The sequence below is a fragment of the Streptomyces sp. NPDC014995 genome, from assembly GCF_043080745.1.
Classification (GTDB): domain Bacteria; phylum Actinomycetota; class Actinomycetes; order Streptomycetales; family Streptomycetaceae; genus Streptomyces.
The window spans coordinates 173,129-189,703 of record NZ_JBIBVX010000009.1 but is presented as its reverse complement, the minus strand read 5'-3'; the positions used below and the strand labels follow the sequence as shown (position 1 = coordinate 189,703).

Genomic DNA, 16,575 nt, shown 5'->3' with positions numbered 1-16,575 from the left:
GCAGCCGGTCGCAGGACCGGACGAGAGGCGGGCACGCCCGTGCCTCCCACAGACCAGATCCGGACCCCGTTCAGAGAACTTGACGATCCCTCCCACCCGGAAGGCCCCGGAACTTCGACCTGAAAGGCTCCGCGCGCCACGGCCTGGCTCGCTGCTACGGTCGCCTTCATGACGCTCTCGGTCTCCCCTGGTGTCGCGGTTGATCTACGAGTTCAGCCGGTTGACGAGATCCTTGATCGTGTCGAGCGGTCCCTCCAGGTGCGCTTCGCCCCGGACACGGTGGTGCGCAAGCGCCGCTCGGTGGGAGCCCGGACAGACCGCGACACCTGGGTGCGGGTGGAACGCCGCTCGCTGGACAAGATCGGCGACCAAGGGTGGAACGGCACCGAATGCGCCGCGCGCCTGGCGAACATCGCTCAGCCGGCATGGCGGGGATGTGTGGTCTGGCGGGACGCTGACGAACCTGTGATGTGGCGGGCCGACGAGACTGAGCTTCTGCCCGGAGTACCCGTCGGCACCGCCGTACTGAGCGAAGACCCGAAGCTGACCGATGCGTGGTGGCGGGCGCTCAACACTTCGCTGGACGCGCTCGCGGCTCAGCACACCAGGCGCCTCGCCACGCCGGACACCGTCCCCATCACACAGACTCTCGTCACCGAGACCATCCAGACCGTAGTCCCGGGCGACTTCGACACGACCGTCGAACAGTGGGCGCCGGCTCACGCGGATCTGAACTGGGCCAACATGACGGCGCCGACGCTCTGTCTCTTCGACTGGGAGGACTGGGGGAATGCGCCGCGAGGGCTGGACTCCGCGACACTGTGGGGAAGCTCGCTCGCTGTCCCGGCTCTGGCCGATCGCGTCCGGCGGGAGCGGCGTCACGACTTCGAAAGCCGGGACGGCAAACTGATGACACTTTTCACGTGCTCGAAGATTCTCGGCCCGGATGCGCACCCGGAGGACCCGCGACTGGAACCTGCGCGTCGTATGGCGGAGCAGGTTGCCGCGGAGCTTCACGCGGGCTGACTTCGCACATGGTCTCTGAGGAGGCTCCGGTACTCGTCGATCGCCCGCTCGTCGACCTCACAGGCCAGGGCGCTGATCAGTTCGCTCAGGTGGGTGGGTTCATTGGTACCCACGGCAACCGTGCCTACCTGTGGCAGGAGGTAAGCGGCCCGGAAGGCCGCCTGTACTCGTGAGGAATTCGCACCGTCTCGGAGAAAGACGCGGGGGTCGACCCGGTCCCACACCGGCGTGTTCGTACTGCCTCCGAAGGGACTCATGCCCCACACCATGCCGTCGTCCAAGCGCCAGGCTGCAGAAAGGGCGTCCGCGGCATCGAGCGTTCTGGCGCCGACCAGCAGGCCGGCGCGAACCATGAGCACGGACGGCCTTGGCACGGACGTTTGGATCAGACCTGACAGCCTCGTTGGATCCCAGGACGCGATGCCCCAGGCGCCGCACAGCCCTCTGGCCGTGGCGTCCTCAAGGGCGGTACAAGCGCGGGCCAGTGCGTCCCTGCTGTGACGAGCAGTCTCGTGCAGCGAGTGTTCCGGGTTGTGCAGGAACACCAGGTCCGGCTCCCGCCCGAGGTCCCGAACAGTCTGTTCTATGGCCGCACGCAGCCGAAGAGGGTCGAGTGAGTGCTCCGCCCGGCCCGGTCTCCGGAAATAGCCGACCTTCGTGGAGATCGTGAACTTCGGCATCAGATCGCCGGCTGTCCTCGACAAGGTCTCATGCGAAAGGAAGCCGAGGTAGTTGGTGCTGGTGTCGATGACGGTGACGCCTAGGTCCAACGCGCGAGTCAGGAGACACCGTTCGTGACGAGACCGGTGTAGCCCGAGAGCAACTCGGGGGTCAGCGACGCGCACATTTCCTCCTCCACCAGCACTTCGGCGGTCTCCACCACCTCGGACCCGACGACCGGCACCGCCCGGTTCAGGCTGACCGGTCGGCCGCTCAGCAGCAGTCGCAGTGCGGGCAGAGCCGTCGGCCTGAACGTGAGCTTCTTCCCGGAGGCCAGCACATCGACCGTCTTCTCGTTCTCACGGATCCGGGGAGGGAAGTGGGTGGTGCACACCACGGCGTCGAGGTGTCCGAAGACGTCGAGGAAGGGCACCTGCCTGGTAAGCGGCATCGCCTGCTCGTACGCGGCCAGGAAGTCGGCAGGGGACCGCTCGGCGATCAGCCGATTCGCGGCATCGGTCAGAACCCCGGTGCCAGCCCCCTGCCGGCGGTCCAGGTCATGTCGGAAGATCTCGTTCTCGCGGCACCAGTCGCCCAACCAGGCGAGCCAGCTCGCCCCCGTGCGCTTGGTGATGCCGAACGTGACGTGAAGACTCTTCCCTGATCCATGGCCGTCGCGGGTCGCCCGATGCCAGTAGCCTCGGGGAATGTGCATCACATCGCCGGCTTTCATGATCCCCGACCAGATGATGTCGTTGCTCGGTGTGATGTTGGGATCGGCGTCGCGGTACATGGGCACTGCCCGTGAAGCTCCGCGCACCTCCCACTCCTTCTCTCCTGCGAGCTGCACGATCAGCACATCGTGGTCGTCCCAGTGCAGTGGGAAGCCGGATGCTTCGTTCGTGGTCAGGTAGGCGTTGACCTGCACCCGCTCGTGCGACCACCACTGCAACGCCCGGCACGTGACTTCCATCGTCGGGTCGAAGACGTTGGCCTGGTCGAGGATGACAGTTGCTCCCTCACGCAAGAGCCTCCCAAGGCTGTGCATGTTGACCATGGGAATGCTCTGGCCGCGCGGGCTGACGCTGTCGGTGAAGTAGACGGCCGGATGAACCTCCTCGCTCTCACGAAAGACCCGGAACTGCGGGCGGTTCAAGCTCCTGCGCATGGCGATGTCGAGCATGCGGTTCGGGCTCAGGATGCGGGACATCAGCGCCGGATCGTCCGTGCTACCCCGTACGAAGCCCTTGCCGAGGTCTTCCGCACCACTCCAGCCGAGCGCCGCTTCGATGGCGCCGATCAACCGGTGTTCCATCACTGCCTCCTGATGAGATCGACGTGTGCAGACACAGCGGGGACCGAGACGGCGGACCGTGCCGGCCCCCGCTGTCTGCCGCTACTCGCTGTCGTGCAGGTTGCCGTCACCGCCCGGCCATGGCGCGTCGCCGGAACTGCCGGCGTTGTCGGACCGGAGGCTGTCGTACCGGTCGTGGACGGCGGTCAGCTCTTCCACCGCCACCAGAAGGCCGCTTTGGGCCTGCGATGACGTCGCACTCTCTGCCACCTCGTCCTCCTTTCCACTTATGGACTCTCAAAGGAACTAGGGAGCAGCCTGAAGGGTCAGTCACTCTGCGTCTCTGGGCCACTCCTCGACTGATGCTCAGTCAAGGGCTGTGCCCTACAGGTCCGGAACGTTTCTGAGGGGTTTCTCCTGAGGCAGGTGTCCTGCCGCATGCCCATACCGGGAGTAGCCTCCGGACTACGACCTCAGGGACAGACGGGAGTGACCACGTGCCTGGTCAGCCGTTAGCAGTCCATCCTCTGACCTTCGTTCGCCAGCTGCGTGGATGGGGGAAGGCCGAATTCGCCCGACTCATGCAGGAGCATGGGGTGTTGCTCGGGATCCGGCTGGCCACCAACCGCACGACCGTGTGGAAGTGGGAGCAGGGTCAGGAGCCGGATGCCGACGCTCAGCGCGTCCTCGCCGACTTGCTGTGCGTTCCGCGTGAACAGGTTCAGGCGGAGGGATGGCCGCGGTGGCTCCCCGTATGGGAAGTCACCGGGCTCACTGCTCCCTGGACCGAGGCCGGTACCGTTGAGGCACTGGCTGATCTGGTGGGAAGTGGCCGCACGGACCGCCGGGGGTTTCTCACCATTACCGGTGCCGCCTTGACGGGGCTCGCAGCGAGTTGGGCCGAGGCGCCCTCCGCCTTCGCCTCGGCACTCAACGGAGATCGCGTCACCGACACCATGGTCTCGACGATCGAGCAGCGCATCAGCACGCTCCGCACGCTCGATGACCAACTCGGGGGTGCCAGGCTCCTGGAGCAGGCCCGCGGCGACCTGGCCCTGATCACCGGCCTCCTCAACGCCGGCCGCTACACGGACAAGATCCGCATCCGCCTGTACACGCTGGCGGCCCGGGTGTCGCATCTGACCGGCTGGATGGCCTACGACGCAGGGTTGCGGTCCGCCGGGCAGCGGTACTACGTCGGTGCCCTGCGCAGCGCCCGCACCGCTGGAGACGACGCATTCGGTGCCTTCGTCCTGGCGGAGATGGGAGTGCACGTTTCCGAGGCCGGACGGACCGGCGAGCGAGTCGCTCTCATCTCGACCGCCATCGATAACGCTCCCCGAACACTGTCGCCCTACACCCAATCCTTCCTCTACCTGCACAAGGCCGAAGCGCTGTCCCGCGACGGAGACCACCAGAAGGCTGGGGCAGCCCTGAACCGTGCCGCTTCCCTATGGGAACGCCATACGGTGCAGGAAAACCCGGACTGGCTCGACTGGTTCGGTGAGGCGCAACTGAAGTCGACCGAGGGCAAGGTCCTGTTGCGCTCGGGCCAGGTGGAGCGCGCCACGAGGTCGCTGGAGACCTCTGTCATGAAGGCCGCACCCCGGGACAAGGCCGTGCGATCCAGCCGTCTGGCCGAAGCCCGCCTCGCTGGTAACGACCTGGACGGAGCGCTCCACGCCGCGAACGTCGGCGCTGAGCTTCTCGAAGACAAGGTCAGCTCCGTGCGGGCCCTGGACCGTCTGAAGGAGTTCTCCGAGCAGCTTAAACCGCACGACTCCGTGGCGTCAGTCCGCGAATTCCGTGAGCGGCTTCAAGCGCTGCCCGCCGCAGACTGATCGATGCGCGGATTGCGCGCGCCGAAGAAGCGCTCTCGGTGCGGGCGGCCGAAATGCCACGATGGGCCGCATGACGACGATCGACGGTGAGGTTGAGGCCGGCTTCGAGCCAGTGCGCGAGGCGTTCGCGGCGAACTTCGATCAGCACGGCGACATCGGTGCTGCAGTGTGCGTATACCGGGATGGCCGGCCGGTTGTGGACCTGTGGGGTGGGGAAGCCGACCCCGACACCGGTCGTCCATGGGAGCGGGACACGCTCCAACTGGTCTACTCGGCGACCAAGGGCGCGACCGCCACCGCAGCGCATCTGCTGACCCAGCGAGGCGTGCTGGACCTGGACGCGACTGTGGCCAAGTACTGGCCGGAGTTCGCTGCGAACGGCAAGGCGGACATCCCGGTGCGCTGGCTGTTGTCGCACCAGGCTGGCTTGGTCGCGCTGGATGAACCGGTGCCACTGGCCGATGCGCTCACCTGGCAGCCGATGGTGGCCGCGCTGGCCGCTCAACGTCCCCTGTGGACCCCCGGCACCGCGCACGGTTATCACGGCCGGACCTGGGGCTGGCTGGTCGGCGAGGTGATCCGCCGGGCGTCCGGCCGCACGCCGGGCAGCTTCTTCGCCGAGGAGATCGCCGACCTGCTGGGCCTGGACTTCTTCATCGGGTTGCCGGCGAGTGAAGGCGACCGGGTCAGCCGGATGGTGTATCAGCAGCCGGAGGTCGACCTCACTGCCGTACCGCCGGAGGAGATCCCTCCGGAGCTCCGCGAGCTGGTCGCTGCCTGGCGCGACCCCAACTCGTTCAGCAACAGAGCGTTCCGGGTCACCGCCCCAGCCGAGATCGACTTCAACTCGCCTGAGGTCCAGGCCGCGGAACTCCCGGCCTCCAACGGCATCGGCACCGCGCGCGCACTGGCGCGCATGTACGCCGCGCTGATCGGCGAGGTGGACGGTGTGCGCCTGTTCACCCCGGAAACCTTGGCAGCGGCGACGAAGGAGCAGGCCGGCGGGCTGGACCAGGTGATGGTGACGCCGAGCCGTTTCAGCTCCGGATACATGCTGCCCACCGAGACCAACCGGATGATCGGGCCGGACTCCTTCGGCCACACTGGCCGAGGCGGCTCGCTCGGTTTCGCCGACCCGGAATACGGCATCGCCTTCGGCTACGTGATGAACAACATCATCGGGGGCCCCAACGATGTGCGCGCGTCCTGCCTGGTCGAGGCAGTACGAAGGTCGTTGGCGTAAGCGGCTTCCGCCTTCCGAAAGCGCTCCTCACACATCACCGAAGCGAAGCAGTCACGAACTTGCACCAGGCCTCGGTCGACAGGGTGACCGGGGGCCCTCCGGCACCTTGGAATCCCGCACCAGCACTCCCTTCGGCACGAACGCGGCCTCCACATACTCGGTAGCGTTCCCGCCGCTGTACGACGACTTGAACCAGACGGGCTCGGACGCGAGCTGAGGGCCGACGGACATTCACAGCTCCTTGCGGGCGCGGTGGAGATCGAGTTGATCGCCGGCCTCCTGCACTGGACTGCCGCCCGTGGCCATGATCCGGACGACTTCCTCGGCCGTGCCCAGATGCACTACGAGGCTGACGCGGGTGCCGCCTGAACTTCCGTAAGCGAGTTGGCCCTGCAGCGCACGTGCTGCGGGGCCTACAGGTGATGGTCCGCCTGAACGAGTCCCCTGGGAATCAGTCTTCCTCGATTAGTGCCCCTGCAAGCTTCAGCATGACTTCCACCCTGTCGTCGCGACCCAGCCGAAGCCATTCGCCAAAGATCAGGTCGACCTCGTCTCGGTCTGGCCGACCGGACTGCATGAGCCGGTACAGTCGGCGCTTCTCTTCACGGCTGCCAAGCCTGGACGCCCGCGTCAGCACATCCTGCGGTGTAGCAAGCCCCGCTCCGCTGCCTCTGTTTCCTGCATGGCACCGCTGGCACTCCACGCGGAGGTTAGGCAGCTCAGTGTCTACAGGCGGGGTCGCGTCGATGAGATGGACGCTCAGCACCGCCCTCTGATCTTCGTCCGGATAGGGCTCACCAGCCCGCATGCCACACGTTTGGCAGGCGAAGCCGGCCCTTTCCAGGGCCTCCCGTCGGCGACTGGCAGAGATCCGCGGACGGGTGGCCTCCTTCGGCTGTTCTCCGAGATCGATGCGGGTTCCGATCTCCGTCAGCCGGTACTCGTCGGGCTGGAGTCGTGGGTCGGTCTTGTAGTTGTCGATCTTCCAGCCCAGCTCCCGTAGGTCACGCATACGTCGATCTGCCTGAGCAACGCCGGGTACGCCCTCGAAGAGCTGGAGCTTCGTGAAGACGTTGCCCTGACCCACGGCTGCCAGAAACTCGGCGACCTTGACCTTCGATGACCGCCGCACAGGGCGTTCGTCCGCCATCGCTTGCCTCCTGGCTGGCTCGGTGGGCTGCCGTCATCACTCATAGCGGTGACGGCTTGAACTAGTGTACCGTCGGCGCTACAGAAAGTCGGGCCGTCGGTCTTCGGCAGCGTCCGGCAGAAACCTTACTGCTGGAAAGGAGGCCACGGGCGGGACCACTCGTGATGAGCATGCTCGATGTTCTTCCCCGTCGGGACCCGCTCCCTTCGGATCCGCAGATCGTGCCTTCCAGCTGGAGGTACGGGCAGGCGGCCTCCACGACCGCGGGACGATTCCCGCGTTTATGGCCCTCGGGCCAGAAGGGAGATCCGGTCTTGAAGCTGGTGCGCTGGCTTGGAGATCGGTGGAAGGACTGCGTGCGACCGCACGTTTCGTCCGCGCGTGTCTCAGCGGCATGCGAGGCGTTCCTCGTGATCGCATGGGCCTACGAGCACTGCCCGTGGTCCTGACGTGCGTGGACCCCAGCTGAGCGATCAGCCGGGGCCCACACCACCGAAGCCAGAACCCCGTCCTTGCGTTCCGCGGGTCGCAGCCGCGGGAGGGCGGGGCCTCTGGTCGTTCCTGGCGCCACACCGCTGTTACCTCGCGGGCACCTAACATGACAGTAGCAATTGAGCGACCGCTTTGTGGAGAGCGGTAGGTGCCAGGCTCGCGTCACAGTTTCAGGCGGTGTGAGCACGTGACGCCGTTCGGTGTCCTGTGCCAGGGCCTTTCGCCTCGGGGGAAGGCCGGAAAGTGCAATCGCTGACAACAGCCTTAGCTGATCTTTGCCCGGTACTGTGTGAACAAGTCATGGCGTTGATGGTCGTCCTGGCCGACGAATGCTTTGAACTGGCCCAGGCTGTAGGCGAGTTCACCGGACTTGCGCTCCGTCTTCTGCAATTCGAAGTCATGGCCCAAGTGGTTCAGGCGCCGCTCGACTTCCGGCTGATCCATGGACGTACCAGTTTTAGCGAGTTTCGTAATGATCTGGTCAGCGGTAAGTGGTCGGGATTGCTGCCGCAGCAGTTTGTACACGGGGTCATGGACTGTACTGGAGGTCTCGACGAGGGGGTGTGGTTCACCCTTCTGAAGGAGCGCGTCCCTGATGGATTCGCCGAGCGCCTTGGCGACGGGCGGGGGAAAGGCGTTGCCGATTTGACGGTAGACCGAGGTCTTAAGTCCCAGAAATTCCCAGTCGGCAAACTCTCCGTCCCAGCCCTGGAGCCTGGCGACCATCTTGGTTGTCAGTTTCGGACCTGTGGCACCGTTGACGGGCTTGAAGTCTGCCTTGGGTGCCTCATTGGCGACGCCCATGGCGTCGACTCCCAGCTCGGCCCAGGCTCTCTTCGCCCGTGTCGGGCCGAGGTCGGCTCCACCATGCTTCTTCGAACCGCCGACGATCGTGGGGGCGATGCCGTTGGCCCTCTTCACCCAGGCAGCGACCTCGTCCTCGCCCCAGCCGTTCTCGCCCATAAGGTCCTCGAGCACTTCGCCCACTGTAGGAGCTTCTCCAGGGCGTTCCTGGGGCCACTCGAAGTATTTCGCGTATTCGGGAAGAAGTGCGACCAGGACAAAACGAGGACGCAACTGGGGGACGCCAAAATGTGAGGCGTGAAGCAACTTCCAGAAGGCGATGTAGCCAAGCTCGTGGAGCTTGTCAAGGACAGCCTGCCTGTAGCCAGAGAATCGATTTGCGCTGAGCCCGCGAACATTTTCCAGGAGTAGAGCCTTAGGCCTCATCCGGCCGCATAGCTCGATAGCCCAGGCGAACAGATCGCGCTCGTCACTTGAGCCCAGTTGCTTGCCCGCAATGCTGAACGGCGGACAGGGCACACCGCCCGCGAGCAGGGCGATACCCTCCCGCTTCAGAGCATCTGGGTCCCATACGTGAGGATCTGCCACATCGCCGACCCTTACGAGGTCGTCTGGCACGTCCACGCCGTCCTCTTTGAGTACGCGGCGGAGGTTCTGCTCCAGCGTATGAGCTGCATGGATGTCCAGCTCAACGGCGAGCCGATGGGTGAAGCCAGCGCGGTGGAGCCCGAAGGACTGACCGCCGGCGCCGGCGCAGATCTCGACGACTTCGAGTCTCTGCTTGTGCTCCGCCGCCGACATTGCGATCTCCTTCCAGATGCGCTGACTGAACCAGCGCAAGGGGCACTGCGTTAGTACTCAGCCCCGCAGACATAACAGGCTTCCAGCTCCACGCCAACCGACAGCACCCTAGCCTCAGGCTGTCAGCCAGGACCCGATCGGCATGGAGAGCCGGACAGGACAGTGAAGTCTACGGCTCTCAACTGACACTCCTGGACGCTGGTCTTCGCGCGGGATGCTGGCGGTGTCCGATTCATCAGTCCCGGATGGCCGACCGCAGCTCATCCCGGGCATCGGCCGGCAGCCGCCGGTAGGTGTTCCACGCCCGTTCCAGCGGCGTGGTGCCTCGTCGTCCCCGTTCCATCCATCGCAGGATACGGCGCTGGTCTCCAGGGTCCAGGTTCTTGATCTCGGCCAGGGCTTCGTCGACGCGTGCGGTCCTCCCGTCGGAGCCGGAGCGGCAGCGCTTGCACTCCGTCACCAGCAAGGTTGCCTCGCTGCCATCGGGCAGGATCGTCTGGCGCCGGGTGACGGAGAGCACGGCGGTCTGGTTGGAGTCGTCGTGGTAGGACTCCCCTCCGGAGATACCGCAGATAGTGCACATGTAGTGATCCCGGGCCATGACAGCCTGCTTCTCCTTGTTGGAGACTGCCTTCTGCGGTGTGGCGGCCCGCCGGGCCGTGGGGTCCCAGACCGGGACGCCGGCCTTCTCGAAGCGCTGGTCCTCAGCCGTCAAGGTCGCGTCCTCGGCGCTGGTGAGCATGACCCAGCCGTAGTCACGGAGATCGCGTATGCGCCGGTCTGCTTGAGAGATGCCGGGGAACGCCTCGCGGATCTGCTCCTTGTTGAAGGTGTTCCCCTCGCCGACCACTTGGATGAGCCAGAGCGCCCCGCGGACCATGGTTCCGGCCTTGAGCTCAGGGTCGTTCCAAGCAGGCAGCGTCACTTCGTGCTCCGTTCTCCAACTGATCGAGACGTTGATTGTGGATTATCGGCACACCGCCTGTCAGCCGGACCTGCCATGATGCTGGGGCACGCTGCGTCTGGTTGCTGGGGAGGCTCTGGTTATGGCTGTGAAGTTCGGCGTTCCGCCCGAGGGTGAGAAGATTCGCTCGCTGGTGGACGAGCGGCTCAAGCAGGCCATGGCCGAGGACGGTGCGAAAGTCACCGTGGAGTGGCGCGGTGAGCAGAAGCACTTGCATGTGATCTCCATGCCGGTCGACATGCTCTACTTCAACCCCGACACCCACCGTATTCGCGCACAGCGCTCCCTGGACCCTGAGCGTAATCGGGTTCTGGAGGAAGAGCCGTGGAGTGAAGCCGCACAAACGTATCTGCATGACCTGCTGCGCTGTCGGCCCTCGAACCCTAACCAGACCGACCCGGACTACGTGGCGCTGCAGGACGAGCTGGACGACGTGGGTCAGCGGGAGCCCGGGATCATCAGTCCGGACGGCATCCTGGTCGATGGGAACACCCGATGTGCCGCGCTGAAGGACCTGGGCATCAGGGACATCCGGGTGGGTGTGCTCCCGGCGGATACGTCCCGCCGGGACATCAACAGCGTCGAGCTGGCACTGCAGTTGCGCCGTGACAGGCGCCGCGAGTACTCGTACATCAACCGCCTGATTGCGATCGAAGACGAGCTTGCGGACGGCCGCCGCGAGGAGGACGTTGCCCGCGACTTCAACATCAAGAAGACCACTCTTCAGCAGGACCGCTGGGTCTACCAGTTGATCAACGATGCGATTGATCGCAGCCAGACCGAGAACGGCGCCGTGCTGCGGCTAGTCGACTTCGAGGACCACCAGGAGAAGCTCCGCGAACTTCACCGCGACTACACCAAGCTCGCCAAGACCGACCCGGACGCTGCCGAGCAGCTCAAGGAATCGCGGCTGGCCATGGTGGTCCTGAACTACGCGAAGACGACCGTGCGTCTTGCGGAAGCCGACTTCCACAGCCGGTATCTCGAAGAGCGCCTGCCTGATGACCTAAGGCCTGCGGCCCAGGAGTCCGCTGCCGTGTCGATTCCCGGGCTCGAAGACGTAGCGATCCCGGACGCGACCGCGGCGGTGAAGACGACTCGCGCGCTTACGGATGCTCTGCTCCAGGCTAAGGCGACGGCGCAAGCTGGTGACAAGCTGGGCGCCGCGGCAGTGACGCAGGCCGACGCGCTCATCAAGTCGGCGCGCAAGACCTTCGACGTTGCCGTGAAAATGGCCGGGGCGAACGCCGAGCTCCAGAAACGCCAAGTGGCTGTCCCGGCGCGCCTCACCGACGCCGCAGACTACGTCAACCAGTGCGCTGCGGAGTTCGCCGAAGCCAAAGCCAAGCGCGCGCTCGACGAGGACGCGTTTGACGATGCGTTGCTTACTTTGAAGGCCAGTCTTGCCCGGCTCGCGAAGCAGGCGGGACGGACCTTCGCTTCTCCTGGCGATGGGGTTGCGTGGCTGCTTGACGCGACGCGGGAGAACTGATGGCGCAGCAGACTTCGTCGCCCAGCCTGGAGGTCGGATTCGGCGAGGGCGTGACGCGAGCGCGACTTCGAGCCGGCGCCGGTTACGAGAGCGAGCTGCGGCGCCTCGCCCTTCGTTTCCAGAGCAGTGTGCAGCGCTCTCCGGGGACTATGGAGGTCGAAATCGATGACCTCCTCACGAACCTGGTGGCGCTTGCCACGTGGCCTGAACCCAAAAGTGTCACCTGGGACCCTCAGCTGGCGGCCCTGGCAAGAGACTCCGCCGCTGACGCGCAGACGGTTGCCAGACGCCTTGACGCGGCGGCTGTTCCGGACGGGGAAGTTGACCCTGAGGCAGTTCGTGACCTCCTCGGCCCTGGCTGGGTAGGGGATCTCACCGAGTTCCAGCGGCGTGACATCGCGAAGCTGCTGTCGCTGCGCCACGGAGCCAATTTTTCAGTGCCCGGCGCCGGAAAGACCCGTGTAGGCCTCGCGGTCTTCCATACTCTGCGGCGCACCAAGGGCATTGAACGGCTGCTGATCGTTGGCCCGAAGTCTTGCTACGAGTCATGGAAGTATGAGAACCAGCAGTGCCTGAATGAGCCCTTGAGTATGGAGGTGTTCTCCAAGGACGCCGATCCGGCTGCGGACGCGCTTATCGTCAACTACGAGCGGCTGCGTCAAGACGGGGTCGTCAACGAACTGGGGCAATGGCTTGCTGCACGGCCGTCCATGCTGCTGCTCGATGAAGCTCACCGCATGAAGCGCGGAGCCGACGGCACGGACGGCGCTGCTTGCCTGGCCCTCGGCCCCCGCAGCAGACACCGTCTGATCCTTACCGGGACGCCGGCACCGAATGGGGTTAAGGACCTGGAGAACCTCTTCGGCTTCGTATGGCCCGGCCACGGGCGCCAGAAAGTGATCCAGGCCGTGGCCGGCGGGGACCTCGCCGAGGCGAGTCAGGTTCTGCGCCCCCTGTTCACCCGCACCACCAAATCTGAACTTGGACTGCCCCCGGTTTCCACGAACCTGACGCCGGTTCCTATGCCGCCCCTCCACCAGGAGGTCTATGAGGCGCTCGTCGGGCGGTTCTCAGCCCGTGCTGCTGGTTCGGAGGGTGACTTCCTAGCTCTGGGTAAGGTCGTCGTTTACATGCTGATGGCGGCTACCAGCCCGGCGCTGCTCGCCGTAGGCACCACACGTCATGAGCCGCTCTCCTACCAGGTACCTCCGCTCTCCGTGCCTGAGGGCACGCCGCTCTTCGAGCTGATGCGTGATCTTCCGAGTTACGAGATGTCGCCGAAGTACCGCGAGGTCCTGGCGATCGTCAGCCACAACGCTGCTCAGGGACGCAAGACGCTCGTCTGGTCGACTTTCGTGCGGAGCCTCAACACGCTGGAGCGCATGCTCAGTGAGTTCTCGCCCGCCCTGGTCTACGGCGCGATGAGTGACACCGACCGCGAAGCCGCCATCAAGCGGTTCCGGCATGACTCCGACTGCATGGTCCTCTTGTCTAATCCGGGGACTCTCGGCGAGGGAATTAGTCTCCATCATCACTGCCACGACGCCGTCTACGTGGACCGTGACTTCGCGGCCGGCCGCTTCCTCCAGAGCCTCGACCGCATCCACCGCCTAGGCCTCGCTCCAGAGACGGAGACAAGGATCACGGTGCTCGCCTCGAAGGGCACGATCGACGAGATCGTTGATCAACGACTCAGCGACAAACTCAAATTTATGGGTGGCATCCTCGATGATCCCGCCGTCCAGCAACTGGCCGACCTTGAGGAAGAACCGGCGATGGGCGGCGACCTGGACCAGCGGGATCTTCAAGCGTTGATGGGTCACCTCCGTGCCCGTGCCGCCTGAGCCAGTCCTGCGTGCGGCGGTCCGCTGGCTGGAAAGGCTTCCAGCCAGCGGATCGACGCGGGTTCGTGCGCTTTTTACTACGCATAGCGATTTCAGTGACATCACGCCAACGCAGTACGACGCAGCGTACGCCTGGATCCAGGAAACCGGCCTCCTGGGCGAGGCGAGCAGCGGCGTTCCCCTGAACTGCAGGGTGTTTGACGCGGCGATGGCCCATAGCGGAGCTCCATGGCTTCGGGACGCCGACCTGCTCATCCGTAACCCCGATGAACTTCCCGAAGACGCCCTGCGCGCGGCAGAGACGCTTGGCCTCGCTCCAGAAGAGGCCTATGCGCAAGTCAGTACCGTATGGGGAAAGGTGGACACCGAGGAACGCTCCCGCATCGGTTCGGCGGGTGAGCTGGCGCTTTTTGAACTGTTGTCCGAGTCAGCGGAAGGCCGGGTGGAGCATGTGGCGGCATGGTCCGACGGCTACGGCTACGACATCTTCGTGGACGCTCATCAGCACTCCGCGCATCTAGAAGTGAAGACCACTGTGCGTGTGGGCCGGCTCACTGTTTATATCTCGCGCAATGAATACGAGACGATGCTTCGTGATCCGGCTTGGGAACTCGTGACGGTTCGCCTCACTCCTGAGCTGAAAGTCAGGACAGTGGCCGCAGTGCCAAAGAACTGGATAGCGGGCCACGTACCATCGGACCGCAGTGCACGCGGTCGTTGGGAGTCGTGCCGCCTCGACATACCCCCTGAGGTACCCGTGCCAGGCATCCCGAGCGTAGGGCCGATGCTCGCCGAAACTGCGCCCGAAGTGCTCAGGGGGGTGTCTGTGTCTTAGGCCGACTTCTGCACTCCAGCCTCCGAGAGCAGGAATTCTTCCGGCTCTGCAGGCCATTGGTCGTCGCTGGGCTCCGGACATTCTGTCAAGGGCAGCGCGTCCTCCAAGGCATCCTTAACTGCGGTGCGCCACTGGTCGAGGGAACCCCGGATGATAAACGGTCCAAGACCGAAGGTCACGCTGTTCTCGTCATCGATGCGCAGCGGTGCTGGCTCGTCCCCGACCAGTACATCGCTGGCAAGGCCTGTCGCCGCAGCGTCGAGCGCTGCTTCGAAGTCTGAGGGGCCGATCCACCCGATCCAGTTCTGGCCGTGGGCTACAGCCTCCGCTGCCAGCACGCTCCGGCCGGCTCCGGCGTACGCGGTGAAGACGAGGGACTGTGGTGTACGGGTCTCGGCTACCGCGGTGTCCTCCGTCAGGAAGCCAGGGCGAAATTGATCGAGAAGCGCCGTTATCCGTTCCGCTAGAAGAGCTCTCCGGGCGGCCAGAAACTCCCGGTACCCCTCTGGCTCAAGTACGGCGGGGTCATCGGGGATTACATGCGCGGCACGATCGCTCGCGCCGACACTCTGCAGGTAGGCAGCCGGGGTACGGCTACCGATGATGTTTTTCGCCGTCTGCTCGGAGACGAACACGACGTTCGCGAGTTCGTTGATCTCCGTGGATGAGTACTTGGCACTGTGGTTGCGCAGTTTCGTGGCCGGATGCACAAGGCTGTACTGCGGTTTTCCGGACCGGTCCACGCCTCCGGAGATCGGGCCGCCGTCCCACCAGTCGGTGGCGCTGGAGTGTGCTACTGCGAGATAGCAGAACATCAGGTAGGGGCTCTGGTGATTGCGCCCGGCGAGGTCTCCGGCGGTTACTGAAATGCCGCCTTCGCGAATTCCGAGATTAGAAAGCAGCGCAGTAACAGGATCGTCAGCGTCGAGCATCCTGATGTCCTGTGTCAGCGCGGTGTCTGAGGCGCCGCCGTACCGGTTGCGCGCGGTAGCGGCCAGGAACCAGTACAGAAGCCCGTTCTCCACTTCGTCGGCGATCTCAGCACCTTCTGGACGCCGTCCGTAGTAGAGGATGAGCGGGTGGAGCGCGGCGAGCGACGGAACGAGTGCCGTTGTCGGGATGAGAAGCCGCTCCTCAAGGAGAGGTACGACACGGGCCAGCCCTCGTCGGACCTTTTCCCAACCTGCTTCGACCACCTCCTGGCTAGCCGCGGTTAGCTTGGCTACAGAAGCCAGACGCCTACCTGTGGTCGACAGACTCAACGTCAGGGCTTTGATGAGGAAGTTGACATCGAGAGCCCCGTAACCGCGTTTGGCCCAGTGGGCCGATTCGGCTTCCAGCTGTCCCAGGAAGCCGGGCGTACGCGCGGACAGCGTCGCAAGTGCGAGATCTGTGGTCTTGAGCGCTCGGCCACCGCTATTTACGCGGACGAAGATGTCGGCGACTTCCTCGTACTCGAAGTCGTGCAGTACTTCCATGTGGAAGTCCCGCTGGGTGATCTTCTGGAGAGCGCTCAGACGCCGTCCGATTTCGGGGTCCGGGATGGCAAGCCCGGCTTCTTTCAGTTCGCCGTGGATCGCGAACACGTCGGCGTCCGGCCCGACGACGTCGTAAACCTTGATCCACTTTCTGTTGCGCCGGGTGGCGGCGCTCTGGTTCTGGAAGGCCTCTGTCTCGATGTTGAAGACAACCTGAGCGTCCGGGTGATCGGTGAGGACGCGGAAGAGCGAGGTGAGCCTCTGCTGGCCGTCGAGCAGGTAAAGGGGCATGACGCTGGGCAGGGCCTGGGGCATGCCGATCGCCGCTCCACGGGTCTCAGCGGCCTGGCCCGTCTTCCAGAAGAGAAGGGAGCCGGCTGGGTAACCGCGGTACAGCGACTCGATGAGCCTGGCGACCTGCGACGCCTTCCAGACGTATCCACGCTGGATCTCAGGGAGCATGATCTCCCCGGCCGTGATTTGCGTGATCAGTGTTCGGACGTCGCGGTTTGTGCGCTCGACCGCCACCTTGCCCCCAGTGTTCCGCGCGGTCGCGGTGAGTCTGCCGCACCCGCTATGCCTCGATGCGAGCCCAGCCAGTCGCCTCCCCCACAGAAGCTGCTTATGCCGCTGCACTCGCTGGACATAGCG

Annotated in this window: 14 protein-coding genes; 6 read left to right on the top strand and 8 right to left on the bottom strand. The window is 64.8% G+C overall.

From position 1 onward, the window contains the following. Positions 1-168: 168 nt before the first annotated feature. The gene (locus ACF1A1_RS19855) at positions 169-1,026 is read left to right on the top strand and encodes a hypothetical protein (RefSeq protein ID WP_392001403.1); all 858 of its coding nucleotides are present in this window, start codon (positions 169-171) and stop codon (positions 1,024-1,026) included. On the opposite strand, the gene ACF1A1_RS19850 is transcribed toward ACF1A1_RS19855, so the two are convergent. The 3 genes from ACF1A1_RS19850 to ACF1A1_RS19840 all read right to left on the bottom strand — a co-directional run bounded on the left by ACF1A1_RS19850 (position 1,014) and on the right by ACF1A1_RS19840 (position 3,250). Beyond that, the gene (locus ACF1A1_RS19850; RefSeq protein ID WP_392001402.1) at positions 1,014-1,871 is read right to left on the bottom strand and encodes an aldo/keto reductase; all 858 of its coding nucleotides are present in this window, start codon (positions 1,869-1,871) and stop codon (positions 1,014-1,016) included. The genes ACF1A1_RS19855 and ACF1A1_RS19850 overlap by 13 nt on opposite strands. Beyond that, complete coding sequence (locus tag ACF1A1_RS19845; protein ID WP_392001401.1) at positions 1,805-3,001, bottom strand: JmjC domain-containing protein; 1,197 nt, start codon at positions 2,999-3,001, stop codon at positions 1,805-1,807. Before ACF1A1_RS19845 ends, ACF1A1_RS19850 begins: the two co-directional genes overlap by 67 nt. 81 nt (positions 3,002-3,082) lie before the next feature. After that, positions 3,083-3,250: a hypothetical protein gene (locus ACF1A1_RS19840; RefSeq protein WP_392001399.1), complete on the bottom strand. Its 168-nt coding sequence runs from the start codon at positions 3,248-3,250 to the stop codon at positions 3,083-3,085. A gap of 227 nt (positions 3,251-3,477) precedes the next feature. Between ACF1A1_RS19840 and ACF1A1_RS19835 the strand changes: the two genes are divergently transcribed. Together ACF1A1_RS19835 and ACF1A1_RS19830 are read left to right on the top strand one after the other, a co-directional pair. Continuing rightward, positions 3,478-4,821, top strand: coding sequence for a transcriptional regulator (locus tag ACF1A1_RS19835; RefSeq protein WP_392001397.1), 1,344 nt, complete (start codon positions 3,478-3,480; stop codon positions 4,819-4,821). Positions 4,822-4,891: 70 nt separating this feature from the next. After that, on the top strand, positions 4,892-6,064 hold the full coding sequence (locus ACF1A1_RS19830; RefSeq protein WP_392001395.1) for a serine hydrolase domain-containing protein: 1,173 nt from the start codon (positions 4,892-4,894) through the stop codon (positions 6,062-6,064). Positions 6,065-6,115: 51 nt separating this feature from the next. Here the strand turns inward: ACF1A1_RS19830 and ACF1A1_RS19825 are convergent, their stop codons facing one another. From ACF1A1_RS19825 to ACF1A1_RS19810, 4 genes are all read right to left on the bottom strand, one after another. Then, entirely contained in the window at positions 6,116-6,295 is a 180-nt protein-coding gene (locus tag ACF1A1_RS19825; RefSeq protein WP_392001394.1) for a DUF397 domain-containing protein, read from the bottom strand. Between the two features lie 220 nt (positions 6,296-6,515). Beyond that, entirely contained in the window at positions 6,516-7,214 is a 699-nt protein-coding gene (locus ACF1A1_RS19820; RefSeq protein ID WP_392001392.1) for a hypothetical protein, read from the bottom strand. Between the two features lie 756 nt (positions 7,215-7,970). Continuing rightward, positions 7,971-9,311 (bottom strand): DNA cytosine methyltransferase, encoded by a 1,341-nt coding sequence (locus tag ACF1A1_RS19815; RefSeq protein ID WP_392001391.1) that lies wholly within the window; start codon positions 9,309-9,311, stop codon positions 7,971-7,973. A gap of 235 nt (positions 9,312-9,546) precedes the next feature. Beyond that, positions 9,547-10,236 (bottom strand): hypothetical protein, encoded by a 690-nt coding sequence (locus ACF1A1_RS19810; protein WP_392001389.1) that lies wholly within the window; start codon positions 10,234-10,236, stop codon positions 9,547-9,549. 121 nt (positions 10,237-10,357) lie between these two features. On the opposite strand from ACF1A1_RS19810, the gene ACF1A1_RS19805 reads away from it, so the two are divergent. From ACF1A1_RS19805 to ACF1A1_RS19795, 3 genes are read left to right on the top strand one after another with little or no spacing between them, the layout of a single operon-like run. Continuing rightward, entirely contained in the window at positions 10,358-11,767 is a 1,410-nt protein-coding gene (locus ACF1A1_RS19805; protein ID WP_392001388.1) for a transcriptional regulator, read from the top strand. Next, a complete protein-coding gene (locus ACF1A1_RS19800) occupies positions 11,767-13,611 on the top strand; it encodes a DEAD/DEAH box helicase (protein ID WP_392001386.1) in 1,845 nt (614 codons plus the stop codon). The genes ACF1A1_RS19805 and ACF1A1_RS19800 overlap by 1 nt, the downstream gene beginning before the upstream one ends. Then, positions 13,595-14,446 carry a protein NO VEIN domain-containing protein gene (locus ACF1A1_RS19795; protein ID WP_392001384.1) on the top strand — a complete coding sequence of 284 codons (852 nt, stop codon included), beginning with the start codon at positions 13,595-13,597 and terminating at the stop codon, positions 14,444-14,446. The genes ACF1A1_RS19800 and ACF1A1_RS19795 overlap by 17 nt, the downstream gene beginning before the upstream one ends. Here the strand turns inward: ACF1A1_RS19795 and ACF1A1_RS19790 are convergent. Beyond that, a complete protein-coding gene (locus ACF1A1_RS19790) occupies positions 14,443-16,452 on the bottom strand; it encodes a DUF262 domain-containing protein (RefSeq protein ID WP_392001383.1) in 2,010 nt (669 codons plus the stop codon). The genes ACF1A1_RS19795 and ACF1A1_RS19790 overlap by 4 nt on opposite strands. Between the last annotated feature and the right edge of the window lie 123 nt (positions 16,453-16,575).